Origin of the sequence: Actinacidiphila glaucinigra, from assembly GCF_035918135.1 — a bacterium.
GTDB lineage: Bacteria > Actinomycetota > Actinomycetes > Streptomycetales > Streptomycetaceae > Actinacidiphila > Actinacidiphila glaucinigra.
In genome coordinates, this window is record NZ_CP109144.1 from 2450065 (window position 1) to 2475254 (window position 25190).

Consider the following 25190-nt stretch of genomic DNA (forward strand, 5'->3'; position numbering starts at 1 on the left):
CGCCGGAGCGCGGCAGATCCACCCTTTCAAGTGACGTGCCCACCGGCGTGCGCCCACCGGGTGACGGCCCGGCACGCAGGACGCCTACGGCACGGCCGGCACGGTGGGCACGGCCGGCACGGTGGGCACGTCAAAGGAGGCGGCCGGGCGTCACCCGGCTCCGGCCGCCTCCCTTGTGCCGCCTGCTACTTCTCCGTCTCCGCGGCGAGCCGCGCGAGCACCGCGTCGTGGATGCGGTTCAGGCCCTTGGGCGCGAACGTGCGCTCGAAGAAGCCGCCGATGCCGCCGGCGCCGGTCCAGGTGCTGGTGACGACCGCCTTGGCGCGGCCCTCGCCGGCCGGGGTGACCGTCCAGGTGGTGACCATGGTGGAGTTGCGGTCGCTCTCGACCAGTTGCCCCGGGGTCGGCTCGGTCACCGCGAGGAGGCAGTCCCGGACGCGCTTCTCGGTCGCCTGCAGCCTCCAGTGCACGAGGGTGCCCGCGCCGCTGCCGCCCTCACGCACCTCGTACTCGCTGTACTGCTCGGGAAGCAGCCGCTGCCGGGTGCCCGTGTAGTCGGCGAGCGCCGCGAAGACGCTCTCCGGGCTCGCCGCGATCTCGCGCTGCGTGGTGGCCTCGACCTGTGCCATCGCCGTCCTCCGTCGATCCGTGTGCCGTCGCGGACAAGCCAATCACCACGGCCGCGCGCCCGCGAAATCGGGCCGCCCTCCCGATGACGGAACCCCGGGCGAAGGCACCGGGGAGTCCTGCGCGGCCCGGCCGGAAATCACGTGCCCGGCGGCTCGCGGCGCGTTATCGTCGGCCGTATGAACGTCACCGGCCACAGCAGCACCGCGACCGCGCGAGCGACCAGCTCGCCGGTTGCCGCCGCCTGACGTACCCCCTCCCTCACCACCGGCGACCGGGAACGGCCCGCCGGTGGTTTTCGTGGCTCCCGCCCCGATCCCGGTGATCGTGCGGACCGACTTCCCGGTGCCTCCCCGCCCTCCACGCGAAGGAGCCACCCTCCATGGACACCGAAGAGATCGTCCGCACGTTCGTCGAGTACTACGAGGACCGCGGCCACCACCGGATCACCGGATCGACCCTGCTGCCGCCGCCCGGCGACCCCGTGCTGTTCACGACCTCGGGCATGCATCCGCTCACCCCCCACCTGGAGGGGCGCCCGCACCCGCTGGGCAGCCGGCTGGTCAACGTGCAGCGCTGTCTGCGCACCACGGACCTGGAGGAGGTCGGCGACCCCACCCATCTGACGGTCTTCGAGATGCTCGGCACCTGGTCGCTCGGCGACTACGAGGGCCCGCAGAGCCTCGACTGGGGCTACGGGCTGCTCACCGAGGGCTTCGGCGTCGATCCCGGGCGGCTGCACGCCACGGTGTTCGGCGGCGACGACCGCACCGGTCCCGACACCGCCTCCCTGGAGCTGTGGGAGAAACACGGGGTCCCGGTGGAGCTCACGGTCGAGGACAACTGGTGGTCCAACGGGCCCACCGGTCCGTGCGGCCCCGACTCGGAGATCTTCCTGTGGACCGGGGACACCCCGCCGCGCTCCACGCCCACGGGGGACGACCGGTGGGTGGAGATCTGGAACCACGTCATGATGCGCCACCGCCGGCTCGGGGACGGCTCGCTCGTGCCGCTCCCCCGGCGCAACGTCGACACCGGCCTCGGCCTGGAGCGGCTGGCCTCGCTGCTGCAGGGCCGGACGTCGGTCTTCGAGTGCGACGTCCTCGCCCCCTGGCGGCGCCTCGTACCGCCCCTGTGGCCGCTGGACGAACCGTCGCTGCGCCTCGTCAGCGACCACCTGCGCTCGGCCGTGGTGGTGATCGGGGACGGGGTGCGCCCGGCCAACACCGGCCGCGGCTACGTACTGCGGCGCCTGGTGCGGCGGGTCCTCACCACCCTGTGGCGGGACGATCCCTCCCGCAGCCTCGGGGACCTGCCGCAGGAGCTGGTCCGGCACACCCTGGACCACTTCCGCCAGAGCGTGGACCCGGACGAGCCGCGACGGGTGCTGCTGGAGGAGGAGCGCCGGTTCCGGCGGCTCCTGGAGCGCGGCCGTCAGGTGCTGGCCCGCCCCCGGTTCCGGGGTCCGCTGGACGAGGAGGACTTCCACTACCTCCACGACACCCACGGCCTGCCGCGCGACCTCGTCCTGAGCTTGCGACCGCAGTGACGGAGGACGGTCCGACAGGTCCCGGGCGCCGCCGTCGGCGGGCGCCCGGGACCCTGTGCCTTACGCGGTCACGCACAGTGGCCCCAGGAATCCCCCGGATCCCCCTCGACGCTATTCGCTCAGATGTTCTATTCTCGGGAGGAGAGCAACGAAGGAGGCGGCATGAGGTGGGACAACCTGAGCCGCGACACGGCGGCGACCACACCCGCGCTGTTCGGCGTGGACGCCGTGACCCGTACGTTCGACACCCCCGAGTTCCGCGGGATCACCTTCCACGAGGTGCGCGCCCGCACGATCGTCAACCGCGTGCCGGGCGCGTCCCGGATGCCGTTCGAGTGGACGATCAACCCCTACCGCGGCTGCAGCCACGCCTGTGTGTACTGCTTCGCGCGCAAGACGCACGCCTACCTGGACCTCGACAGCGGCCTGGACTTCGACTCCCAGATCGTCGTGAAGGTCAACGCACCCGAACTGCTCCGCCGTGAGCTCGCCTCGCCCCGCTGGCACGGCGAGCACATCGCCATGGGCACCAACGTCGACTGCTACCAGCGCGCGGAGGGCCGCTACCGGCTCATGCCGGGCATCCTGGCCGCGCTGCGCGACCACGCCAACCCCTTCTCGATCCTCACCAAGGGGTCACTGATCCTGCGCGACCTGGACCTCCTCGTGCAGGCCTCCGAGGTCACCGACGTGTCGACCGCCGTCTCCGTCGGCTTCGTCGACCGGGACCTGTGGCGCACCGTGGAACCGGGTACGCCGTCTCCCGCGAAGCGGCTGGAGGTCTGCCGCACGCTCAATGAGCACGGCATACCCTCGGGCGTCCTGATGGCACCGGTGCTGCCGTACCTCAGCGACTCCCCGGAGCAGTTGCGCGAGACGGTCCGCGCGATCGCCGGGACGGGCGCCACGTCCGTCACCCCGCTGGTGCTGCATCTGCGCTCCGGGGCGAGGGAGTGGTTCATGGCCTGGCTCTCCGTGCACCACCCCCGGATGATCTCCCGCTACAAGGCGCTCTACGCGGGCGGCGCCTACGCGCCGACCTGGTACCAGCGGCGCATCACCCGCCAAGTGCACGAATTCGCGGCCGAGTTCGGGATCGGGCCCAGCCGCTCCGGGGCCGCGCGCCGGATCGCCGCACCCGAGGAGGAAGCCCCAGGTCCGCCCGCCGCACCCGATCCGGCCCAGCCGACCCAGCTGACGCTGATCTGAGCTCGCGAAAAGCGGGTGCCCGCCGGGCTCCACCCCCTTAACGTCGCGGCCATGACGGATGTGAGAGTGATGACCCGCGACGACATCGACGCCGTGGCGGCGATCCGCGTGCGGGGATGGCAGACGGCCTACGCGGGGATCGTGCCGCCGTCGTACCTCGACGCGATGGACGCCGGGGCGGAGGCGGAGCGCCGCAAGGAGTGGTTCGACGCCGGCGGAGACCGGGTCGACAACCTGGTGTCCACGGACGGCGGCGAGGTGACGGGCTGGGCGGCGCTCGGCCCCTACCGTGGCGAGCCGGACGACGCCGATGTCGGCGAGCTGTACGCGATATACGTACGCCCCGACCGGATCGGCCGGGGAGACGGGCGCGCCCTCATGGACGCCGTACGGGCCCGCGCCGGCGAACGCGGCTTCCGGAGCCTGCGCCTGTGGGTGCTCGCGGACAACGCGCGCGCACTGCGCTTCTACGAGCGGTCCGGGTTCGCGTCCGACGGCACCGACCAGATCGAGACGTACGACGGCGTCCCGCTCAAGGAGTTGCGGTACGTGGCGGATCCGGCCTGAAGCGCCCCGCGAGCCGGCGCGTCGCGGCGCTCGGCGCCCCGTCCCGCACCGCGGCCAGCACCGGTGCGGCCGCCGGGTCGCCCGACCGCACCAGGGCGCGCACGATCCGCCTCGGGTACGGCGGCGCGCACAGCCCGACGAGGGCGGCGGTCGCGCGGGGCTCGTCTCCGTAGCGGGCCAGGCCGCGCGCCGCGGCCGCCCGCACCTCCGCGTCCTCGCCGGAGGCGACGCCGAGCAGCGTCTCCAGTACATGCGGGCCGCCGATCCGGCCGAGGGAGTCCACCGCCGCGATACGCAGGCGCGGATCCCCGACGGCCCGGGTCAGCACGGGAACGGCCCGCTCGTCGCCGAGCCGCCCCAGTTCCTCGACGCAGCCGGCGGCGGCCTGGTATCCCGTCCGGCCCTCGTCCAGCAGCCATGTGAGGGTGGACGTCAGCGCGGGCAGCGACTCGGGCGCCCGCAACCGCCCCAGCAGGCGCACGGCGGCCAGGGCGTAGGCGATCCGGAGCCGGTTGGTGGCGAGCGCGGCGGCGGCACGGGCGGTCCGCGGGTCGCCGAGCCGCGTCAGTGCTTCGGCCGCGGCAAGGGTGTTCCACGGGTCGCGGTGGTTGAGGAACAGCACGAGGGTCTCGAAGGCCCGCCGGTCACCGGCCCGCCCCAGCAGGACGGAGGCGACGAGACGCTCCTGCGGGGAGCGCGACGGCTCGGTCAGCACGGCGGCGAGGCGATCCCGGGCCTCGGGCACGTCCAGCCGCCACAGAGCGACGAACGCCTCCGCGGCCGCCGACTCGTCCGGGTCGCCCGCGGCCGCGAGGAACAGGTCGAGATGCGCCGGGTCGCGGTCGCAGCCGAGCAGGGCCAAGGCGAGCCGCCGGGCCCGGGGTGCCGCCCGGCAGGCCTGGCGCAGCAGCAGTGGCACGCAGGTAGCGGGCGGAACGGGGCCGCTCCTGGCTGTCCGGCGCCAGAAGGGCAGGTGCCGGCCGATGACGATGCGGCTGACGGTGTCCTCGATCAACCCCGGGTACCAGGAGGACTCGTCCGGCCCGAGTACGCCGAGCAGGCCGAAGAGCGGTTCCGTCGCCTCCATGGGGCGCTTCACCGCCAATGCCTCCAGGGCGTAGCGGCGATCCTCCTCCGTGCCACGGGAAAGCATGGCCAGAAGCGGTGGGACGGCGGGGGCCCGCCCGCCCGCGACGTCGAGACGCGCACGCTCGGCGGGCCCCAGCCAGGGCCGCACCATGGCGACGGCGTCCGGGGAGGCGGTGAGCCGCCGCAGATAGGCGTCGCGTTCCTCGCGACGCCCCTGGGTGGCGAACTCCAGCAGCCCCAGTACGCGGCGCGGCTCCCGCCGCTCGCGCAGGCGCGCCACGTCCGTCTCCCCCGCCCGTACGGCCCCGTACAGCTCGGCCGCGCGCCGCGCCGCGTGACCGGCGCCCCCCTGCACCCGTTCCACGGTTCCCCCTCTCCCCCCGCGCTCACTCTAATGGCGCGCTCATCTGTAGGCGGTGCAAATCACATGGGCGGAGGGCTGGCGCCGAGGTTACTCACCGGTTACCCTCTAACCAACGCACACAGCGGCCTGGTGACGCAGCCGCCGTGTGCAGCCGTTGTCGGTTCGGCACCATCGTGGCGCAGCCCCGGGACAGGGCTCGCCGGATCTCACGCGGGTACGCACACTCACGCGTACGCACCCCCGCGGCTCCTCGACTCCTCCTCCCGCCCGCGCCTGCGCAGCAGAGACGCACGGCGCGGACCCTCAGCATTCGGAGTTCCGCGATGGACCGTCCACGTCCCTTCCCCACCGTCGCCATCATCGGTCTCGGCACCATGGGCACCGGCATCGCCGAGGTCGTCGCCCGGGCCGGCCACGAAGTCATCGGCATCGAGATCGACGACGCGGCCGCGCGCCGCGCCGTCGCCGCCCTGGAGGCCTCCACCGCCCGCGCCGTGCAGCGCGAGCGGATCACCGAGTCCGAGCGCGGCGACATCCTGGCCCGATTCCGCACCTTCCCCGACCTTCAGGCGGCGGCGGACGCCGACCTGGTGATCGAGGTCGTCACCGAGCACTTCGAGATCAAGCGCGAGGTCCTCACGGCCCTCGACGCCATCGTGAAGCCCGGCGCCGTCCTCGCGACCGGCACCAACGCGCTGTCGGTGACCGGGCTGGCCTCGCACACCTCGCGCCCGGACCGCGTCCTCGGCCTGCACTTCTTCGCCCCCGCTCCGGCCATGAAGCTGGTCGAGGTGGTCTCCACCGTGCTGACCTCCCCCGAGACCACCGACGCCGTGACCGACCTGGTCCGCTCGTTCGGCAAGGAGCCGGTGGCGGTCGGCGACCGGCCGGGCTTCATCGCCGACGGACTGCTCTTCGGCTACCTCAACCAGGCCGCGGCCATGTACGAGGCCCGGTACGCCACCCGCGAGGACATCGACGCGGCGATGCGGCTGGGCTGCGGCCTGCCCATGGGTCCGCTCGCCCTGCTGGACCTGATCGGCATCGACACGGCGCAGACCGTCCTGGAGGCGATGTACGAGGCGTCGCGCGACCGGCTGCACGCCCCCGCGCCCGTCCTGAAGCAGCTCACCGCCGCCGGCCTCAAGGGCCGCAAGGCCGGGCGCGGCTTCTACACCTACGAGGCCCCCGGCAGCGCGACGGTCGTCCCGGACGCCGAAACGCCGGCCGAGGCCGCCGGTGCCGCCGGCGGGCGTCCCGTGCGCAGCGTGGGCGTCGCCGGCTCGGGCACGATGGCCACCGGCATCGCGGAGGTCTTCGCCAAGGCCGGGTACGAGGTCGTGCTGGCCGCACGCGGCCAGGAGAAGGCCGACAAGGCGGTCGCGGCGCTGGCCAGGTCCCTGGACCGGTCCGTAGCCAAGGGCCGGCTCAGCCAGGAGCAGCGCGACGCCGCCGTGGCGCGGGTGACGGCGGCCGGCTCGCTGGACGCCTTCGCCGACGTGGACCTGGCAGTCGAGGCGGTCGCCGAGGACCTGCCCGTCAAGCAGCAGCTCTTCGCGACCCTGGACAAGGTCTGCAAGCCCGGCGCGGTGCTGGCCACGACGACGTCCTCGCTGCCCGTGGTGGCCGTCGCGACAGCCACCACGCGCCCGCGGGACGTCATCGGCATGCACTTCTTCAACCCGGCGCCCGCCATGAAGCTGGTCGAGGTCGTCCGCACCGTGCTGACCGCCGAGGAGGTGCGCGCCACGGTCCACGAGGTCTGCGGCCGGATCGGGAAGCACGCCGTGGACTGCGGCGACCGGGCCGGCTTCATCGTCAACGCGCTGCTGTTCCCGTACCTCAACAACGCCGTGAAGATGGTCCAGGAGCACTACGCGACGGTCGAGGACATCGACTCGGCGATGAAGCTCGGCGGCGGCTACCCCATGGGGCCCTTCGAACTGCTCGACGTCGTCGGGCTGGACGTCTCGCTCGCGATCGAGCAGGTGCTGCACAAGGAGTTCCGCGACCCGGGCCTGGCGCCGGCGCCGCTGCTCGAGCACCTGGTGTCCGCGGGCTGCCTCGGCCGCAAGACGGGCCGCGGCTTCCGCGAGTATGCCCGCCGCTGATCACGCGGGCGCCTGGGACGGCCGGGACAATCCCGGCGGCTGGGGCGGTCTCCTGGGACCGCCCCACCGCCTCCGCACACCGGGCTCGGTCCACGCCTCAGCGGGAATGCAGTACGTTCGCGGTATGCCCCAGCCCGTGAAGCCCGCCCGTGCGTCCTCCAGCACCGCCCAGCGCCATCGCGTCCGCCAGGAACTGGCCGCCGCGGCGATGCACCTCTTCGCGACCCAGGGGTACGAGGCGACCACGGTCGACGAGATCGCGGCGGCCGCCGGGGTCGCGCGCAGGACGTTCTTCCGGCACTTCCGCTCCAAGGAAGAGGCGATCTTCCCCGACCACGACGACACCCTGGTGCGCGTGGGGCAGGTACTGGACTCCGCCGAACCGCACGAGCACCCGCTCGACACGGTGTGCCGCGGCATCACCGAGGTGCTGCGCATGTACGCCGAGGCTCCCGAGGTCTCGGTGGAGCGTTACCGCCTGACCCGCGAGATCCCGATCCTGCGGGAGCGCGAGATCGCCTCGGTGGCCCGCTACGAGCGGCTGTTCACCCGCTACCTGCTGGGCCACTTCGACGAGGGCGCCCACCACGACGGGGACGACGACCCGCTGCTGGCGGAGGTCGCCGCGTCCGCCGTCGTCGCCGCCCACAACCATGTGCTGCGCCGCTGGCTCCGCGCGGGCGGCAAGGGGGACGTCGAGTCGCAGCTCGACCACGCCTTCGAGGTGATCAAGCAGACCTTCGGCACCGGCATCGGCCGGCGCCCTACCCCCGCCCCGGTGCTCGCCTCCCAGCAGGGCGAGATCATCGTCGCCGTCGCCCGCACCGACGCCTCGCCGGCCGAGGTCATGCGGACGATCGAAAAAGCCCTGAAGGGCGCGTAGCCGCCCGTTCGCGCCTCCGGCGCCCTCCCGTAGCTCCGCCATCCCACCGGCGCCCCCAGGCCTTCGTGCCGGGGGCGCCTGCCTGTGTTGCTCAAACGTGAAGTCGTGGTGCCATCTGAGAAAAATTGTTGGCACCCAGTGTCTTGCAGGGTGGCACGCGGTGCCATAACGTGAGAGCTGTCCGGGCGGGCGGCGTGCTGGGATCCGTCGTACGCCGCCTGTCCCCAAGGCCCGGGCGCCTGCGTCACAGGCATTCACCGCGCCACCACGCGCTCCGCTCCATCCGTGCGACCGCCACGGACAGCCGGCACCACCGCCGAACCGACGGCACCACCCCCAGCAAACCCCCGACGTTCCCTCAAGCGTCCCTACGTCGCGCTTCGCCGGAGGCATCACCGTGAAGGACATCCTCGACGCAATCATGGCGTCCGAAAGCACGGCCGCGGACTTCGCCGCACTGCCGCTGCCCGAGTCGTACCGCGCCATCACCGTCCACAGGGACGAGGCCGGCATGTTCGAGGGCGTGGACAGCCGCGCGAAGGACCCGCGCAAGTCGCTGCACCTGGACGAGGTGCCCGTGCCCGAGCTCGGCCCGGGCGAGGCCCTGGTGGCCGTCATGGCCAGTTCGGTCAACTACAACTCGGTGTGGACCTCGATCTTCGAGCCCGTGTCGACGTTCGGCTTCCTCGAGCGGTACGGCAGGCTCTCCCCGCTGACCAAGCGGCACGACCTGCCCTACCACGTGATCGGCTCCGACCTGGCGGGCGTCGTGCTGCGCACCGGACCCGGCGTGAACCTCTGGAAGCCGGGCGACGAGGTCGTCGCGCACTGCCTGTCCGTCGAACTCGAGTCCGCGGACGGCCACAACGACACGATGCTCGACCCCGAGCAGCGCATCTGGGGCTTCGAGACCAACTTCGGCGGCCTGGCCGAGATAGCGCTGGTCAAGTCCAACCAGCTGATGCCCAAGCCCAGGCACCTCAGCTGGGAGGAGGCCGCGGCCCCGGGGCTGGTGAACTCCACGGCCTACCGCCAGCTGGTCTCCCGCAACGGCGCCGGCATGAAGCAGGGCGACAACGTCCTGATCTGGGGCGCCAGCGGCGGCCTGGGCAGCTACGCCACCCAGTTCGCGCTGGCCGGCGGCGCCAACCCGATCTGCGTGGTCTCCTCGCCGCAGAAGGCGGAGATCTGCCGCCGCATGGGCGCCGAGGCCATCATCGACCGCACCGCCGAGGACTACCGTTTCTGGAAGGACGAGCACACCCAGGACCCGAAGGAGTGGAAGCGCCTCGGCAAGCGCATCCGCGAGCTGACCGACGGCGAGGACGTCGACATCGTCTTCGAGCACCCGGGCCGCGAGACCTTCGGCGCCTCGGTCTACGTCACCCGCAAGGGCGGCACGATCGTCACCTGCGCGTCGACCTCGGGCTACAACCACGAGTACGACAACCGCTACCTGTGGATGTCGCTCAAGCGCATCGTCGGCTCCCACTTCGCGAACTACCGCGAGGCGTGGGAGGCCAACCGCCTCATCGCCAAGGGCAGGATCCACCCCACGCTGTCGAAGACGTACCGCCTCGAGGAGACCGGCCAGGCCGCCCACGACGTGCACCGCAACGCGCACCAGGGCAAGGTCGGCGTGCTGGCGCTCGCCCCCGAGGAAGGGCTCGGCGTCCGCGACGAGGATTTGCGGGCCAGGCACATCGACGCCATCAACCGCTTCCGGAACGTCTGAGACCGGGAGGGACCATGAACGAGCGTCAGAAGGATCGTCCGTGGCTGATGCGGACGTACGCGGGGCACTCCACCGCCGAGGCGTCCAACGCCCTGTACCGCCGCAACCTCGCCAAGGGCCAGACCGGCCTGTCGGTCGCGTTCGACCTCCCGACGCAGACCGGGTACGACCCCGACCACATCCTGGCCCGCGGCGAGGTGGGCCGGGTCGGGGTCCCGGTCGCCCACCTCGGCGACATGCGCCGGCTCTTCCAGGACATCCCCCTGGAGGAGATGAACACCTCGATGACCATCAACGCCAGCGCCATGTGGCTGCTCGCGCTCTACCAGGTGGTCGCCGAGGAGCAGGGCGCCGACGTCACCAGGCTCCAGGGGACGACGCAGAACGACATCGTCAAGGAGTACCTGTCGCGCGGGACGTACGTCTTCCCGCCCGGCCCGTCGCTCCGGCTGACGACGGACATGATCGCGTACACGGTCGGCCACCTCCCCAAGTGGAACCCGATCAACATCTGCAGCTACCACCTGCAGGAGGCCGGGGCCACGCCGGTGCAGGAGATCGCGTACGCGATGTCCACCGCGATCGCCGTCCTCGACGCGGTCCGCGACTCCGGCCAGGTGCCGCAGGAGCGGATGGGCGACGTCGTCGCGCGCATCTCCTTCTTCGTCAACGCGGGTGTCCGCTTCGTCGAGGAGATGTGCAAGATGCGGGCCTTCACCCGCATCTGGGACAAGGTCACCCGTGAGCGCTACGGCATCGAGGACCCCAGGCAGCGCCGCTTCCGCTACGGGGTGCAGGTCAACTCGCTCGGCCTGACGGAGGCCCAGCCGGAGAACAACGTCCAGCGCATCGTGCTGGAGATGCTGGCCGTGACGCTCTCCAAGGACGCCCGGGCCCGCGCCGTGCAGCTGCCGGCCTGGAACGAGGCGCTGGGCCTGCCACGCCCCTGGGACCAGCAGTGGTCCCTGCGCATCCAGCAGGTGCTGGCCCACGAGAGCGACCTGCTGGAGTACGGCGACATCTTCGACGGCAGCCACGTCATCGAGGCGAAGGTCGCCGAGCTGGTCGAGCGGTCCCTCGCCGAGATCGGGCACATCCAGGAGATGGGCGGCGCCATGGCCGCCGTGGAGTCCGGTTACCTGAAGTCGCAGCTGGTCTCCTCGCACGCCGAGCGCCGGGCGCGGATCGAGTCCGGCGAGGAGAAGATCATCGGCGTCAACTGCTACGAGGGCACGGAGCCCAGCCCCCTCACCTCGGATCTGGACGGCGCCATCATGACCGTCGACCCGGAGAACGAGGCGCGGGTCGTCGCCGCCCTCCACGAGTGGCGCGACAACCGGGACGAGGTGCGGGCGCAGCGGTCGCTGGAGGCTCTCAAGGCCGCGGCGGCCGGCACCGGCAACCTCATGGAGGCCACCTTGGAGTGCGCCCGGGCGGGCGTCACCACGGGCGAGTGGTCCTGGGCGCTGCGCGACGTCTACGGCGAGTTCCGCGCCCCGACGGGAGTGGGCGGCGCCCCCCTCGCGGTCACCGCCGAGCCGGGCACGCCACTGGCCGAGGTACGCCGCAAGGTGGCGCAGACCGCCAAGGAGCTGGGCGCCGGCAAGCTGCGGCTGCTGGTGGGCAAGCCGGGACTGGACGGTCACTCCAACGGCGCCGAGCAGATAGCCGTGCGGGCGCGCGACGCCGGCTTCGAGGTGGTCTACCAGGGCATCCGGCTGACACCCGAGCAGATCGTCTCGGCGGCGGTCGCCGAGGACGTCCACTGCGTGGGCCTGTCGATCCTCTCCGGATCGCACGCCGAGCTGGTGCCGGACGTGCTGGACCGGCTCCGCAGGGCCGGGGTGGACGACGTGCCGGTCATCGCGGGCGGCATCATCCCGCCGGCGGACGCGGCCAAGCTGGTCGAGTCCGGTGTCGCGGCCGTGTTCACGCCGAAGGACTTCGGGATCACCGAGATCATCGGCAGGATCGTGGACGAGATCCGCAGGGCCAACAAGCTGGACCCGCTGGAGGTCGCCGCGTGACCCCCGCGACGAACACCCGTACGAACACGTTCGACACCCCGGAGGCGTAGGAGAGATGCAGTTCGGCCGTACGTATGAAGAGTTCGAGGTCGGCGCCGTCTACAAGCACTGGCCCGGGAAGACGGTCACCGAGTACGACGACCACCTCTTCTGCCTCCTGACCATGAATCACCACCCGCTCCACATGGACGCGAACTATGCCGAGAAGACCACCGACTTCGGGAAGAACGTGGTCGTGGGGAACTACGTCTACTCCCTGCTGCTCGGCATGTCGGTGCCGGACGTCTCCGGCAAGGCGATCGCCAACCTGGAGGTCGAGTCGCTCAAGCACGTGGCGCCGACCTTCCACGGCGACACCATCTACGGCGAGACGACCGTGCTGGACAAGTGGCCGTCGAAGTCGAAGGACGACCGCGGCATCGTCCACGTGGAGACCAAGGGGTACAAGCAGGACGGCACCCTGGTGTGCGTCTTCCGCCGCAAGGTGATGGTCCCCACCGCCACCTACATCAAGGAGCGCGGCGGCGAGCAGCCCGGCCGCCCCGAGCTGAACGCCTAGGAGACCGCAGACATGAGCCGCCTCGCCCAGACCGACGGGCTGACCGACATCCAGCAGGAGATCCTCTCCACCGTCCGCAGCTTCGTCGACAAGGAGATCATCCCGGTCGCCAACGAGCTGGAGCACAAGGACGAGTACCCCACCGACATCGTTGAGGGCCTCAAGGAACTCGGCATCTTCGGGCTGATGATCCCCGAGGAGTACGGCGGCCTCGGCGAGTCCCTGCTCACCTACGCCCTGACGGTCGAGGAGATCGCCCGCGGCTGGATGAGCGTGTCGGGCATCATCAACACGCACTTCATCGTCGCCTACATGCTCAAACAGCACGGCACGGAGGAGCAGAAGGAGTACTTCCTGCCCCGCATGGCCACCGGTGAGGTGCGCGGCGCCTTCTCGATGTCCGAACCGGGCCTCGGCTCCGACGTCTCGGCGATCCGCACCAAGGCGGTCCGGGACGGCGACGACTACGTCATCAACGGCCAGAAGATGTGGCTGACCAACGGCGGCACGTCCAACCTCGTCGCGGTGCTGTGCCGGACCGACGAGGGTCAGCCGGAGGGCGCGGCCCCGCACAAGTCCATGACGACCTTCCTCATCGAGAAGGAGCCGGGCTTCGGCCCGAACCCGAAGGTGAAGGGTCTCACCGTGCCCGGCAAGATCGAGAAGATGGGGTACAAGGGCGTCGACACGACCGAACTCATCCTCGAGGATGTGAAGATTCCGTCAAATCGCGTCCTGGGCGGTCAGAGCGGCCGCGGTTTTTACCAAATGATGGATGGTGTCGAGGTCGGCCGGGTCAACGTGGCGGCCCGGGGCTGCGGCGTCGCACACCGGGCCTTCGAACTGGGGATCGCGTACGCCCAGCAGCGGCAGACCTTCGGCAAGCCGATCGCCCAGCACCAGGCGATCCAGTTCAAGCTCTCGGAGATGGCCACCAAGGTCGAGGCGGCCCACGCGATGATGGTGAACGCGGCCCGCAAGAAGGATTCCGGCCAGCGCAACGACCTCGAGGCCGGCATGGCGAAGTACCTGGCCTCGGAGTACTGCAAGGAGGTCGTGGAGGACTCCTTCCGCATCCACGGCGGCTACGGCTTCTCCAAGGAGTACGAGATCGAGCGCCTGTACCGCGAGGCACCGATGCTGCTCATCGGCGAGGGCACCGCCGAGATCCAGAAAATGATCATCGGCCGCCGGCTGCTCGAGGAGTACCGGATCCAGGGGTGAATGTCTGGGTTGTGGCACTTTGTGCGAGCCAAAGGTCACACCCAGTCATCAAATACCGGCCACTGACTCGACTGCTGGCTTGCCCAGTTGCCGGGGACTCCCGATACCATTCACGGAAAGCCGCCGTCCCCTGCACCATCATTGCGGCACCCTCCGCTACGAAGGTCTTCCATGCCCCACAGCCATTCCTCTGCACAACGCGACAGCCGGGCCGGCGTACGCCTCGCGCGCGGAGCGTCGCCGTGGCTCCTCCCGACCGTCGCCACCGCGGCGGTCAGCCTCGTCCGCGCCCGCCGCTCCGGGCGCTGGGCGGCCGTGGCCGTCCCCACCACCGCCCTCGCGGCGGGCATGCTGTGGTTCTTCCGCGACCCCGAGCGCGAGATCGCCCAGGGCCGCGTCATCTCGCCGGCCGACGGCGTGGTGCAGAGCATCATGCCGTGGAAGGACGGGCGCACCCGCGTCGCGATCTTCATGAGCCCGCTGAACGTCCACGTGAACCGCGCGCCGCTCGCCGGCACGGTCACGTCCGTGGAGCACATCCCCGGCGGATTCGTTCCGGCGTTCAACAAGGAGAGCGAGAACAACGAGCGCGTCGTCTGGCACTTCGACACCGAGCTCGGCGACATCGAGATGGTGCAGATCGCCGGAGCCGTGGCGCGCCGCATCGTCCCTTACGTGCCGCAGGGCACCAAGGTGGAGCAGGGCGAGCGCATCGGCCTGATCCGTTTCGGCTCCCGTGTGGACATCTACCTGCCGGAGGGCGTCGAGCCCGCCGTCGAGGTCGGCCAGACCACCGTGGCTGGGGTGACGCGCCTTGACCGTGATTGATCCCGACACCCAGGCACCATGGGTCGCCTCGGTGGACGAGGACGACGACGATGACATGCCGCTGTCGACGCGCCTGTCGATAGCGGACGGCCTGACCCTCGGCAACGCCATCTGCGGATTCATGGCGGTGTACTTCACCACCACCGGGGTGCTCGTCCCGCACCTGATGGGCAACACCGACGGCGGCATGACGCGCCACAGCGCCGCCACCGCCGTGCTGCTGATGCTCATGGCCTCGGTCTTCGACCTCTTCGACGGGCTCGTGGCGCGCAAGCTGCGCAGCTCGGCGATGGGCGCGGAACTGGACAACCTGTCCGACCTGATCAGCTTCGGCCTGGCCCCCGCCTATTTCGTGGTCGTCTGGGGCCTGATCTCGGACGACGCCTACGGCAAGGTGTCGGCGGTGGCGGCGGTCGTGGTGCTGCTCGCGGTCGTCCTGCGCCTGGCCCGCTTCTCCTGCACGACGGTGCGGGAGGGGATCTTCCAGGGCATGCCGAGCCCCTTCGGGGCGATGACGGTCATCTCGGTCGTGCTGCTGGAGCTGCCCTTCATCCCGACGGTGCTGGCCATCGTCGGTGTGGCGTGGCTGATGGTCAGCCGGGTCGAGTACCCGAAGCCGCGTGGCCGGCTCGCGACGATCACGCTCGCCTGGATCGTGCTGAGCATGGGCTGCCTGGTCTGCTGGGCGTTCGCCGTCCCCGGCGGTGACGTGCTGCTGCAGACGGGCGCGGCCCTGCAGATCTGCGCCGCGGCGGTGATCCCGCTCTTCGCGACCACCCGCCGGGTCAACACGATCCGCAACAACCGCCGTGAGGCGCGTACGGCAGAGCTTCCGTAGCCGAACAGCCGTACGAGGTACGTGACAGGGGCCCCGAGCCGGGAAGGCTCGGGGCCCCTGGCGTCCCCGTCAGGCCGGGAGGTCGCGCGCGATGTCCCCGGCGAGGCGCTCCAGCAGCGGCCCGGCCTCGGCCATGCAGCGCGCCGGGTCGGGCTCGAGGTCGGTCAGCGCGTACGCCCGCCGGATGCCGGCCGCGCCCAGGGCCGGTCCGGACAGCGTGAGACGGCCGCAGACGGCGACGACGTCCACGTCCCGGGCACGGGCGGCGGCCGCGACACCGGCCGGGGCCTTGCCGTGCAGGGTCTGCTCGTCCAGCGAGCCCTCGCCGGTGATGACCAGGTCGGCCCGCTCCAGGGCCTCCGCGAAGCCGAGCATGTCCAGGAGCACCTCGACGCCGGGCCGGAAGGAGGCGCCCAGCCCCACCAGCGCCCCGAACCCGACCCCGCCGGCCGCGCCCGCGCCCGGGGACTCGGCGGCCGCACCGGCCCCCAGCACCTCCGCGTAGCGGGCGAGCGCGGCGTCCAGCGTGGCGACGTCCTCCTGCGTGGCGCCCTTCTGGGGGCCGTAGACGGCGGCGGCGCCCTTGGGGCCGAGCAGCGGGTTGTCGACGTCGCTGGCGAGGACGACCTCGGTGGCGGCGAGCCTCGGGTCGAGACCGGACAGGTCCGCCGAGGCCAGCCCGGCGAGCGCCGCACCACCCGGGCCGACCGGTTCGCCCCGGTCGTCCAGCAGCAGGGCGCCGAGGGCGACGAGCATGCCCGCGCCGCCGTCGTTGGTGGCGCTGCCGCCGACGCCGAGCACGATGGACCGCGCCCCCGCGTCGAGCACCGCCCGCAGCAGCTCACCGGTGCCGCGGGTGGTCGCCGTGAGCGGCGCGAAGACACCCGGCGGCAGGTGCCGCAGTCCCGAGGCCTCGGCCATCTCCACCACGGCGGTGCCCTCGCGCAGCGCGTACGCGGCGGTGACCGGCTCCCCGAGCGGCCCGGTGACCTCCACCAGCCGCCGTTCGAACCCCGCGGCGACGGCGGCGTCCACCGTGCCGTCCCCGCCGTCGGCCACCGGCACGGACTCGACGACGAGGCCGGGGGCGGCCCGCCGCAGTCCCGCCCCGAGCCGCTCCGCCACCTCGACGGCGGTGAGCGAACCCTTGAACTTGTCCGCTGCTATGAGCACCCGCACAGGCCGTGCGTCCGTCACTTTGATCTCCCTTACGGCAGGTCGCGCCGTTTGGACCCTATCCCGGGGCGCTCGGGCGGTACACCGTAGGCATGGCCCTCTCCGCCCTCTCCCTCGAAGACCGCGTCCTCGGCGGCTGGCTCGGCCGGATCGCCGGCAACATGCTCGGCAAGCCCGTCGAGCGCGGCGACCACTGGACACGCGAGCGCATCGACCGCTACCTGCGCCGGGCCGGGGCGCTGCCGCTGACCGACTACATCCCGGCGCTGGACCCGCCGGCGGACCCGGCCGAGTTCGCACTGCGCCCGGAGTGGCCGCAGTGCACCCGCGGCAACATCCACGGCAGCGCGCGGGACGACGACGTCGACTACGCGATCCTCGGGCTCGACCTGCTGGAGACGTACGGCCCGGACTTCACCACCGAGCAGGTCGGCGAACTGTGGCTGCTGCGCCTTCCCTACCTGCAGACCTTCACCGCCGAGCGGGCGGCCTACCGCAACCTCGCCAACGGGCTGAAGCCGCCGCTGACGGCCACGGCCGACAACCCGTACCAGGAGTGGATCGGGGCGCTGATCCGCGCCGACGTCCACGGCTGGACCTCCCCCGGCGACCCGCGCCGGGCCGCCTCGCTCGCCCGCCGGGACGCGGTGCTGTCGCACACGGGCAACGGGGTGTACGGCGCGATGTGGGCGGCGGCGCTGATCGCGGCGGCGTTCACGGCGCCCGACGCCCGGGCAGCGCTGGAGTCGGCGCTGCAGCACGTCCCACCGGGCTGCCGGCTGGCCCGTACGGTGCGGCGGACCATGGCGCTGCACGAGGCGGGGCTTGACTGGGCCGCCACGCTGGCGGAGCTGGACGAGGAGACCCGCGGACTGCACTGGATCCACACCGTCCCCAACGCCGCGCTCGTCACCGCCGGACTGCTCTACGGCGCGGGCGACTTCACCGCCACCATCACGCTGACCGTACGCGGCGGCCTGGACACCGACTCCGGCGGCGCGACAGCGGGTTCGGTCGCCGGGGTGCTCTGCGGCGCGGACGCGATCCCGCCGCAGTGGACCGAGCCGCTGGAGGACCGGGTGCGCAGCGCCGTGTTCGGTTTCGACGGGGCGGCGATCAGCGAACTGGCCCGCCGCACGGTTCTCCTGGTGCCGTAGGGTCTCGCGTGTGCGATACATCGTTGTGGGAGCGGGCGCGGTCGGCGCGACGATCGGCGGACGGCTGTACGAGAGCGGTCACGAGGTCGTCCTGGTCGCGCGGGGAGCGCACCTGGAGGCGCTGCGGGACCGCGGGCTCACGCTGCGGACACCGGACGGGACGCTGAAGCTGCCCGTCCCGGTCGCAGCCGGCCCGCAGGAGCTGTCACTCCGGGCGGACGACGTACTGGTGCTGGCCGTGAAGACGCAGGACACGCAGGCCGCCCTCGACGCCTGGGCCCCGGTCGCGGACCGTCTGCCGCTGGTCTGCGCCCAGAACGGCGTGGCCAACGAACGCATGGCGCTGCGCCGCTTCCGCGACGTGTACGGGATGTGCGTGTGGCTGCCCTCGACCCACCTGGAGCCCGGTGAGGTGGTCGCCCCCTGCGGGCCGCTGACCGGGATCCTCCACCTGGGCCGCTACCCGCACGGGACGGACGACCTGGCGCGGGCCGTCTCCGCGGACCTGGAGAAGTCCTCCTTCGCGGCCCCGGTCGTGCCCGACGTGATGCGCTGGAAGTACGCCAAGCTGCTGTCGAACCTCGGCAACGCCGTCGAGGCCCTGTGCGGCGGCTGGGACGACACCGCCGCCGGCCTCCTCGAACGGGCGAAGGCCGAGGGCGCCGCGGTGCTCGACGCCGCCGGCATCCCGTACGCGGGCGCCGAGGAGCAGGCGGCGGTGCGCGGGGACCTGGTGAGCCTGCGGCCGGTCGACGGCTTCGCCCGGGGCGGCGGCTCGTCCTGGCAGAGCCTGACCCGGGGCACCGGGAGCGTCGAGGCGGACTGGCTCAACGGCGAGATCGTGCTGCTCGGGCGGCTCCACGGGATACCCGTGCCGGTCAACGAGACGCTGCGGCGGCTCGCGAACCGCGCGGCACGCGACCGCCGCGCCCCCGGAAGCCTGGAGCCGGCGCAGGTGGCCGCCGCTGTCGAGGGCCGCGACCCCGTAGGTCGGGGCGCGTGACCACCACCGATTTCTCCGCGTACATCGACAGCCTGCCGAAGATCCTCGCCGGGGCCAGCACGCTCTTCCGTGACGCCGGGGGCCGCATCCTGATCGCCGAGACCACCTACCGCGAGGACGGCAAGTGGGTGCTGCCCGGCGGCACCATCGAGTCGGCCGACGGGGAGACGCCCCGCGAGGCGGCACGCCGGGAGACCCTGGAGGAGGTCGGACTGGACGTCGAGCCGGGCGTCCTGCTCACCGTCGACTGGGTGCAGGGGCCGTCGGGGCGCCCGCCGCTGACCTCGTACATGTACGACGGCGGGGTGCTCGACGAGGCCGCGCTCGGCGCCATCGTGCTGCAGGAGGAGGAGCTGTCCGCCTGGCGGATGGCGACGCCCGAGGAGGCCGAGGAGTACCTCTCCCCCGGCCTCTACCGCCGGGTCCGTGCCGCTCTGGCCGCGCTGGAGGACGGCGCCTGCCCCGTCGAACTGGTCAACGGCCGTCCTCCGGCGGTCGGTCAGCGGCCCACCGCGTAGCCCTGCATCCCGCGGGGGTTGGCGGCGGAGGACAGCACGCCGGTCTCCGGGTCGCGGGCCACGGCGCACAGACGGCCCTCGGACCAGGGGGCGGAGACGGTGACGTCGTGGCCGCGGCCGCGCAGCCCGGCGATGACGGACTCCTCGAAGCGGCTCTCCACGGTGAGGCTGCCCGGCCGCATCTCCCGCGGGTGGAAGGAGCTCGGGAAGCTGTCGTTGTGCCAGTTGGGCGCGTCGATGGCGCCCTGGAGGTCGAGGCCGCCCCGGACGGGAGCGCGCAGGGCGACGCCCAGGAAGAAGTGCAGCGACCACTGGTCCTGCTGGTCTCCGCCCGGCGTGCCGAAGGCCATCACCGGCACGCCGTCGCGCAGCGCGAGCGAGGGGGTGAGCGTGGTGCGCGGACGGCGGCCCGGAGTGAGGGAGTTCGGCAGCCCGGGCTCCAGCCAGGTCATCTGCAGGCGGGTGCCGAGCGGGAAGCCGAGCCCGGGGACCACCGGGTTGGACTGCAGCCACCCGCCGCTGGGGGTGGCGGCGACCATGTTGCCCCAGCGGTCGACGACGTCGAGGTGGCAGGTGTCGCCGCGGGTCGCCCCGTTGTGGGCGACGGTCGGCTCCCCGACGCCCATGGCGTCGAAGTCCGGTGCCGCCGCCGGGTCGTGGAGCGGGAAGCGCGGCAGCCGCGGTGTGCGGCCACCCGGGCTGCCGGGCCGCAGCTCGTGGGAGGCCTTGGCCCGGTCGACCAGGGTGCGCCGCGCGTCGTTGTAGGCGGGCGAGAGCAGTTCGGCGAGGGGGACGTCGTCCTCGGCGTCGCCGTACCAGGCCTCGCGGTCGGCCATCGCGAGCTTGGTGCCCTCGACCAGGGTGTGCACGTAGTCGGCGGTGCCGTACTCCAGGTCGGCGGGGTCCGGCGGCAGCAGGGCGAGCTGCTGCAGGAAGGCCGGGCCCTGGCTCCAGGCTCCCGCCTTGCAGACCGTCCAGCCGTTCCAGTCGAAGGTCACCGGGTCCTCGTGGCGGGCCTCGTACGCGACGAGGTCGTCCCCGGTCAGGGTGGAGGCGTGGCGCTCGCCGGTGGTGTCCATCGCGGGACAGGCGGCGAAGGCGGTCAGCGCCTCCCCGATGAAGCCCTCGCGCCACACCCTGCGGGCCGCCTCGATCTGTACCTCCCTGCGGCTGCCGGCGGCCTCCGCCTCCCGCAGCAGCCGCCGCCAGGTGGCGGCGAGGTCGGGGTTGCGCAGCAGGGCGCCCGGACGGGGCGGACGCCCACCGGCCAGGTACACCTCAGCCGAGGTGGTCCATTCCGCCTCGAACAGCGCCTGCACGGAGCCGACCGTGGCGCCGACCGCCTCCACCGCGGGGTGGCCCTGCTCGGCGTAGCCGATGGCGTAGGAGAGCACGTCCGCGAGCGGCTTGGTGCCGTGGTCGCGCAGCAGCACCATCCACGCGTCGAAGGCACCGGGCACGGCGGCCGCGAGCGGACCGGTGCCGGGGACGAACTCCAGGCCCAGCGCACGGTAGTGGTCGACGCTCGCCCCGGCCGGGGCGGGGCCCTGGCCGCAGAGCACGCGCACGGGACCGCCGGCGGGCGCGACGATGATCGGCACCTCGCCCGCGGGTCCGTTGAGGTGCGGCTCGACCACGTGCAGGACGAACCCGGCGGCCACCGCCGCGTCGTAGGCGTTGCCGCCGCTCTCCAGCACGGCCATCGCCGACTGCGAGGCGAGCCAGTGCGTGGAGGAGGCCATGCCGAAGGTGCCCTGGAGGGTGGGCCGGGTCGTGAACAATTCCGTACTCCTCGCGCCGGGGGTGCTCCTACACTCGCACGGTGCCCCACGAGCCCGAACACGTACCCCCTGTCTCCTCCACGGCGCGGGCTCTCGCCCGGGTCCCCGGTGTGGTCGGGGTGATGCTCGGCGGCAGCCGCGCGCGCGGCACGCACCGCCCCGACTCCGACTGGGACCTCGGCGTGTACTACCGCGGGGAACCGGACCTGGAGGCGCTCGCCGCGCTCGCCGCCGAGGCGACGGGCGGGCCGGTGGAGATCGCCGGCCCCGGCGGCTGGGGGCCCTGGGTGAACGGCGGGGCGTGGCTGCGCGTCGACGGCCTGCGGGTCGACTGGATCCTGCGGGACCTGGACCGTGTGCGGCGGGTGTGGGACGACTGCCGCGCCGGCCGCTACGAGGTGGGCGTCCAGGCCGGCCATCCGCTGGGCTTCTGGTCCCCGGTGTACGCCGGCGAGGTCGCCCTCGGCCGTGTCCTGGCCGATCCGGCGGGCGAGCTGACCGCGCTGCGCGAGCGCACGCTGGTCTACCCGGAGCCGCTGCGCGAGGCGCTCGTCGGGGCGTCCTGGGAGGCGGACTTCCTCGTGGTGAACGCCCGCAAGTCCGCGGGTGCCGGGGACGTCCTGCACGCCGCGCTGTGCCTGTCGCGGGCGGTCGGGGTGCTGACGCAGTCGCTCCACGCCCACCACCGCGTGTGGTGCCTCAACGAGAAGGGGGCCCTCGCCGCCGCGGGCGCCCTCCCGGACACCCCACCCGGCTTCCAGGCCCGCGCCGAGGCGGTGCTGGCCGGACTCGGCGACCCGGTGGCGGCGGTGGAGGACGCGTCGGCGCTGGTCGCGCAGGTCCGGACGGCACTGGGCTGACCCCGAGGCGGAACCCCGGGCGGCAACCCGACGCCCGCCGGCCGGCCCGGCTGCGGACGATCGCGGCATGGCCGTGCGGAAGGCTGCCCGCCGCGTCCCCGGGGGAGGGCGCGGAACCGGCGACGCCCTCCCCACGGACCCGTCTCGCGCGCGGCGGCGACGGTCACCCGATGTTGGTCTGCTGCGACCAGTCGTTGTGGAAGGTGAATCCGCCGCTCGCCGGCGGCATCGGCGACTGCACCTCGATCCAGCACAGGGGCTCCGTGCCCAGCGCGGCGAAGCCGTGCGACGCGCCGACGGGCGCAAAAACGAGATCGCCGGCCCCGGCCAGGTCCTGCTCGCCGTCGCAGAAGGATCGAGCCTGGCCGGAGATCAGGTAGTAGATCTCCTCGAACGGGTGGAAGTGCTCCTTCGCGGTCTTGAGAGGAGCGTTGTCCACGACGCCGGGCGTGAACTGGACGATGAACATCGCATGGTGACGCGCCCCGAGGAGATCGTCCACCATCATGCGGATCTGGACGTTCTGCACGTTCGCGCCGTGGTAACCCGGCATGGAGATGGACCCGGGCGGCGCCATGTCCGCCTGGTCGAAGTGACCGGCGTACGGCTTGGCCGGGTCGAGTTCGTCGACGGGCACGCCCTGTGTCGGCACGTGCGTCTCGGGCGCCTCGAACACCCCCCACGTCCCCCTGCCGTCGATGGGGCGCGGCTGGGGAGCGTGCACGCGCAGCATGCGCACCCGCTGATCGGTCGGGTTGCTCCACGCGTGGCCGACGGCATAGGGCACGAGGCCGAAGTCCTGTGGACGCAGGGCGTAGTGGTGGTCGGCGACCGCGAGCAGCGGGTTGCCCTCCAGGACGAAGTACGACTCCTCGAACGGGTGCCGGTGTCCGACGACGTGGCCACCCGGCTCGAGTTCGACGATCGCGATCGACAGATGACTGGCGCCATCGTCCGGGCCGAGGAATTGCGCCACACGGACGCCCTTGCCCGGCTCACTCGGGTGCGACTCGACGAACTCGAGAGAGTCCCCCCGGTGAACACTCAAGGATCGGGGAGCTCGCGAGACCTCTGCTGACTGCTTCATGGTCGCCTTTCCCTGCTAGGTCCAGTGCTACGAGACTGTTCTCGACGGCTGTTAATCGAGACAAAATCGCAGGTGGCCGCACGTGCGGCGAAGGCCGGTGGGAACGGGCGGCGCGTGACGCGCGGCGCGATATCCGTTCGCTCCGAGGCCTGCAGGCGTCCTACCCTCGGCCCATGGCCAGGCCTCTCGTAGCCATTCTCAGTGGCGCAGGTATCTCCACCGATTCCGGCATCCCGGACTACCGCGGTCCGAACGGGCTGTGGCGGCGCGATCCGGAGGCCGAGAAGCTCGTGACGTACGAGCACTACATGGCCGATCCCGACGTGCGCCGCAGGTCGTGGCGGATGCGCATGGACGGCCCGGCGCTGGAGGCGCGGCCCAACGCCGCGCACGAGGCGATCGTCCGGCTGGAGCGGTCGGGTGTGCCGGTCCGCGTGATCACGCAGAACGTCGACGGTCTGCACCAGATGGCGGGGCTGCCCGAGCGCAAGGTGCTGGAGCTGCACGGCACGGCCCGTGCCGTGGTGTGCACGCGGTGCCACGACCGTGCGCCCATGGACGAGGCGCTGGCGCGGGTCCGGGCCGGTGAGCCGGACCCGGCGTGCGGGAAGTGCGGCGGGATCCTGAAGTCGGCGACCGTGATGTTCGGGCAGCGGCTGGATCCGGTGGTCCTGGGCAACGCGATGGCCATCGCCAAGGGGTGCACGGTCCTCGTCGCGGTCGGCACCAGCCTGCAGGTGCAGCCGGCCGCGTCGCTCGCCGGGATGGCGGCGGAGCACGGCGCGCGGCTGGTGATCGTCAACGCCGAGCCGACGCCGTACGACGAGATCGCGGACGAGCTGGTGCGCGAGCCGATCGGGAGCTCACTGCCCGCGCTGCTGGACAGGATCGCCCGGCAGGCCGCGACCGGCTGACGCAGGTGCCCCCGGACGGCATCGCCCGGGGGCACGGCTCACGGCAGGTCCTGCGCCTCGACTACCAGCGGTGGTGGACCTGGGCGCGGATGCTCCGGTCGTACAGGTCCCGGACGGCGTCCAGCGTGCTCTGCGGCAGCGGCGGCAGGGCTGCGGCCTCTGCGTTGGCGTGGGCCTGCTCGACGGAGCGGGCGCCGGGGATCACCGTGGTGACGCCGGGCTGCTGGATGATCCAGCGCAGCGCCGTCTGGGCCGGGGTCGCACCCTCCGGCGCGAGGGCGGCGAACTCGGCGGCGGCCTCCAGGCCGGTCGTGTAGTCGACGCCGGAGAAGGTCTCGCCCTGGTCGAAGGCCTCGCCGTGCCGGTTGTAGGTGCGGTGGTCGTCGGCCGGGAAGACCGTGTCCTTGGTGTAGCGGCCGGACAGCAGGCCGGAGGCGAGGGGGACGCGGGCGATGATGCCCACGCCGGCCTCGGCGGCGGCCGGCAGGACCTGCTCCAGGGGCTTGAGCCGCAAGGCGTTGAGGATGATCTGCACGCTGGCGACGCCCGGGCGGGCGATCGCGGTCAGCGCCTCCTCGCAGGTCTCGACGCTGACGGCGTAGGCCGCGATGCGCTGCTCCTCGACGAGGGTGTCGAGGGCGTCGAAGACGGCGTCCGAGGAGTAGACGGCGGTCGGCGGGCAGTGCAGCTGCACGAGGTCGAGGGTGTCGACGCCCAGGTTGGCCCTGGAACGGTCGTTCCAGGCGCGGAAGTTGTCCAGGACGTAGTTCTCGGGGACCTGGGCGACCCGGCGGCCCATCTTCGTCGCGACGAAGATCCCGGCGTCCGGGCGCTCCCGCAGGTAGCGGCCGATCAGCTGCTCGCTGCGTCCGTCGCCGTAGACGTCCGCCGTGTCGAAGAGGGTCACGCCCTCCGCCACGGCCGCGTCGAGGACGGCGAGTGCGTCCTCCTCACGGACCTCGCCCCAGTCGGCGCCCAGCTGCCAGGTGCCGAGACCCACGACGGACACCTTGCGGCCCGTCCTGCCCAATACGCGCTGCTCCATGCCGTCGATGCTAGTCGCTGCCCCGCCGACCACGGCCGA

At 72.3% G+C, this 25190-nt stretch carries 22 protein-coding genes; 16 read left to right on the forward strand and 6 right to left on the reverse strand.

Annotated elements, in window-relative coordinates; genetic code table 11:
• Nucleotides 1-185: 185 nt before the first annotated feature.
• Nucleotides 186-629 (reverse strand): SRPBCC family protein, encoded by a 444-nt coding sequence (locus OIE69_RS10700; protein WP_326571731.1) that lies wholly within the window; start codon nucleotides 627-629, stop codon nucleotides 186-188.
• 380 nt (nucleotides 630-1009) lie between these two features.
• Between OIE69_RS10700 and OIE69_RS10705 the strand changes: the two genes are divergently transcribed.
• The 3 genes from OIE69_RS10705 to OIE69_RS10715 all read left to right on the forward strand — a co-directional run bounded on the left by OIE69_RS10705 (nucleotide 1010) and on the right by OIE69_RS10715 (nucleotide 3952).
• Complete coding sequence (locus OIE69_RS10705) at nucleotides 1010-2176, forward strand: alanine--tRNA ligase-related protein (RefSeq protein WP_326571732.1); 1167 nt, start codon at nucleotides 1010-1012, stop codon at nucleotides 2174-2176.
• A gap of 162 nt (nucleotides 2177-2338) precedes the next feature.
• Nucleotides 2339-3385, forward strand: a complete 1047-nt coding sequence (locus OIE69_RS10710; RefSeq protein WP_326571733.1) for an Rv2578c family radical SAM protein — start codon at nucleotides 2339-2341, stop codon at nucleotides 3383-3385.
• Between the two features lie 51 nt (nucleotides 3386-3436).
• Nucleotides 3437-3952: a GNAT family N-acetyltransferase gene (locus tag OIE69_RS10715; protein WP_326571734.1), complete on the forward strand. Its 516-nt coding sequence runs from the start codon at nucleotides 3437-3439 to the stop codon at nucleotides 3950-3952.
• On the opposite strand, the gene OIE69_RS44750 is transcribed toward OIE69_RS10715, so the two are convergent.
• Nucleotides 3918-5405: a HEAT repeat domain-containing protein gene (locus tag OIE69_RS44750; RefSeq protein ID WP_392567487.1), complete on the reverse strand. Its 1488-nt coding sequence runs from the start codon at nucleotides 5403-5405 to the stop codon at nucleotides 3918-3920. The genes OIE69_RS10715 and OIE69_RS44750 overlap by 35 nt on opposite strands.
• Nucleotides 5406-5728: 323 nt before the next feature.
• Between OIE69_RS44750 and OIE69_RS10725 the strand changes: the two genes are divergently transcribed.
• The 8 genes from OIE69_RS10725 to pssA all read left to right on the forward strand — a co-directional run bounded on the left by OIE69_RS10725 (nucleotide 5729) and on the right by pssA (nucleotide 15610).
• Nucleotides 5729-7516: a 3-hydroxyacyl-CoA dehydrogenase family protein gene (locus OIE69_RS10725; protein WP_326571735.1), complete on the forward strand. Its 1788-nt coding sequence runs from the start codon at nucleotides 5729-5731 to the stop codon at nucleotides 7514-7516.
• A gap of 106 nt (nucleotides 7517-7622) precedes the next feature.
• Entirely contained in the window at nucleotides 7623-8399 is a 777-nt protein-coding gene (locus OIE69_RS10730) for a TetR/AcrR family transcriptional regulator (RefSeq protein WP_326571736.1), read from the forward strand.
• Nucleotides 8400-8796: 397 nt separating this feature from the next.
• Nucleotides 8797-10134, forward strand: a complete 1338-nt coding sequence (gene ccrA / locus OIE69_RS10735; RefSeq protein WP_326571737.1) for a crotonyl-CoA carboxylase/reductase — start codon at nucleotides 8797-8799, stop codon at nucleotides 10132-10134.
• A 14-nt stretch (nucleotides 10135-10148) separates the two neighbouring features.
• Nucleotides 10149-12161 (forward strand): protein meaA, encoded by a 2013-nt coding sequence (locus OIE69_RS10740; protein WP_326571738.1) that lies wholly within the window; start codon nucleotides 10149-10151, stop codon nucleotides 12159-12161.
• 55 nt (nucleotides 12162-12216) lie between these two features.
• Nucleotides 12217-12720 carry a MaoC family dehydratase gene (locus tag OIE69_RS10745; RefSeq protein ID WP_089222785.1) on the forward strand — a complete coding sequence of 168 codons (504 nt, stop codon included), beginning with the start codon at nucleotides 12217-12219 and terminating at the stop codon, nucleotides 12718-12720.
• Nucleotides 12721-12732: 12 nt separating this feature from the next.
• Nucleotides 12733-13944, forward strand: a complete 1212-nt coding sequence (locus OIE69_RS10750; RefSeq protein WP_326571739.1) for an acyl-CoA dehydrogenase family protein — start codon at nucleotides 12733-12735, stop codon at nucleotides 13942-13944.
• 171 nt (nucleotides 13945-14115) lie between these two features.
• A complete protein-coding gene (locus tag OIE69_RS10755; RefSeq protein ID WP_018561003.1) occupies nucleotides 14116-14772 on the forward strand; it encodes a phosphatidylserine decarboxylase in 657 nt (218 codons plus the stop codon).
• A complete protein-coding gene (gene pssA / locus OIE69_RS10760; RefSeq protein WP_326571740.1) occupies nucleotides 14759-15610 on the forward strand; it encodes a CDP-diacylglycerol--serine O-phosphatidyltransferase in 852 nt (283 codons plus the stop codon). The genes OIE69_RS10755 and pssA overlap by 14 nt, the downstream gene beginning before the upstream one ends.
• A 69-nt stretch (nucleotides 15611-15679) precedes the next feature.
• Here the strand turns inward: pssA and OIE69_RS10765 are convergent, their stop codons facing one another.
• On the reverse strand, nucleotides 15680-16783 hold the full coding sequence (locus OIE69_RS10765; protein WP_326581078.1) for a glycerate kinase: 1104 nt from the start codon (nucleotides 16781-16783) through the stop codon (nucleotides 15680-15682).
• Between the two features lie 95 nt (nucleotides 16784-16878).
• Here OIE69_RS10765 and OIE69_RS10770 point away from each other — a divergent pair, with 95 nt between their 5' ends.
• Genes OIE69_RS10770 through OIE69_RS10780 form a run of 3 tightly spaced genes read left to right on the forward strand, consistent with a single transcriptional unit; the run spans nucleotide 16879 to nucleotide 19464 of the window.
• A complete protein-coding gene (locus tag OIE69_RS10770) occupies nucleotides 16879-17943 on the forward strand; it encodes an ADP-ribosylglycohydrolase family protein (protein ID WP_326571741.1) in 1065 nt (354 codons plus the stop codon).
• A 10-nt stretch (nucleotides 17944-17953) separates the two neighbouring features.
• A complete protein-coding gene (locus OIE69_RS10775; RefSeq protein ID WP_326571742.1) occupies nucleotides 17954-18946 on the forward strand; it encodes a ketopantoate reductase family protein in 993 nt (330 codons plus the stop codon).
• The gene (locus OIE69_RS10780) at nucleotides 18943-19464 is read left to right on the forward strand and encodes an NUDIX domain-containing protein (RefSeq protein ID WP_326571743.1); all 522 of its coding nucleotides are present in this window, start codon (nucleotides 18943-18945) and stop codon (nucleotides 19462-19464) included. Before OIE69_RS10775 ends, OIE69_RS10780 begins: the two co-directional genes overlap by 4 nt.
• Here the strand turns inward: OIE69_RS10780 and OIE69_RS10785 are convergent.
• Entirely contained in the window at nucleotides 19446-21245 is a 1800-nt protein-coding gene (locus OIE69_RS10785) for a gamma-glutamyltransferase family protein (RefSeq protein WP_326571744.1), read from the reverse strand. The genes OIE69_RS10780 and OIE69_RS10785 overlap by 19 nt on opposite strands.
• A gap of 41 nt (nucleotides 21246-21286) precedes the next feature.
• Here OIE69_RS10785 and OIE69_RS10790 point away from each other — a divergent pair, with 41 nt between their 5' ends.
• Nucleotides 21287-22105 (forward strand): nucleotidyltransferase domain-containing protein, encoded by an 819-nt coding sequence (locus tag OIE69_RS10790; protein WP_326571745.1) that lies wholly within the window; start codon nucleotides 21287-21289, stop codon nucleotides 22103-22105.
• A gap of 163 nt (nucleotides 22106-22268) precedes the next feature.
• On the opposite strand, the gene OIE69_RS10795 is transcribed toward OIE69_RS10790, so the two are convergent.
• Complete coding sequence (locus OIE69_RS10795; RefSeq protein WP_326571746.1) at nucleotides 22269-23081, reverse strand: cupin domain-containing protein; 813 nt, start codon at nucleotides 23079-23081, stop codon at nucleotides 22269-22271.
• Nucleotides 23082-23365: 284 nt separating this feature from the next.
• Between OIE69_RS10795 and OIE69_RS10800 the strand changes: the two genes are divergently transcribed.
• Nucleotides 23366-24106, forward strand: a complete 741-nt coding sequence (locus tag OIE69_RS10800) for an SIR2 family NAD-dependent protein deacylase (protein ID WP_326571747.1) — start codon at nucleotides 23366-23368, stop codon at nucleotides 24104-24106.
• A 61-nt stretch (nucleotides 24107-24167) separates the two neighbouring features.
• Here OIE69_RS10800 and OIE69_RS10805 read toward each other — a convergent pair whose 3' ends face one another.
• A complete protein-coding gene (locus OIE69_RS10805; RefSeq protein WP_392567488.1) occupies nucleotides 24168-25151 on the reverse strand; it encodes an aldo/keto reductase in 984 nt (327 codons plus the stop codon).
• Nucleotides 25152-25190: the final 39 nt, after the last annotated feature.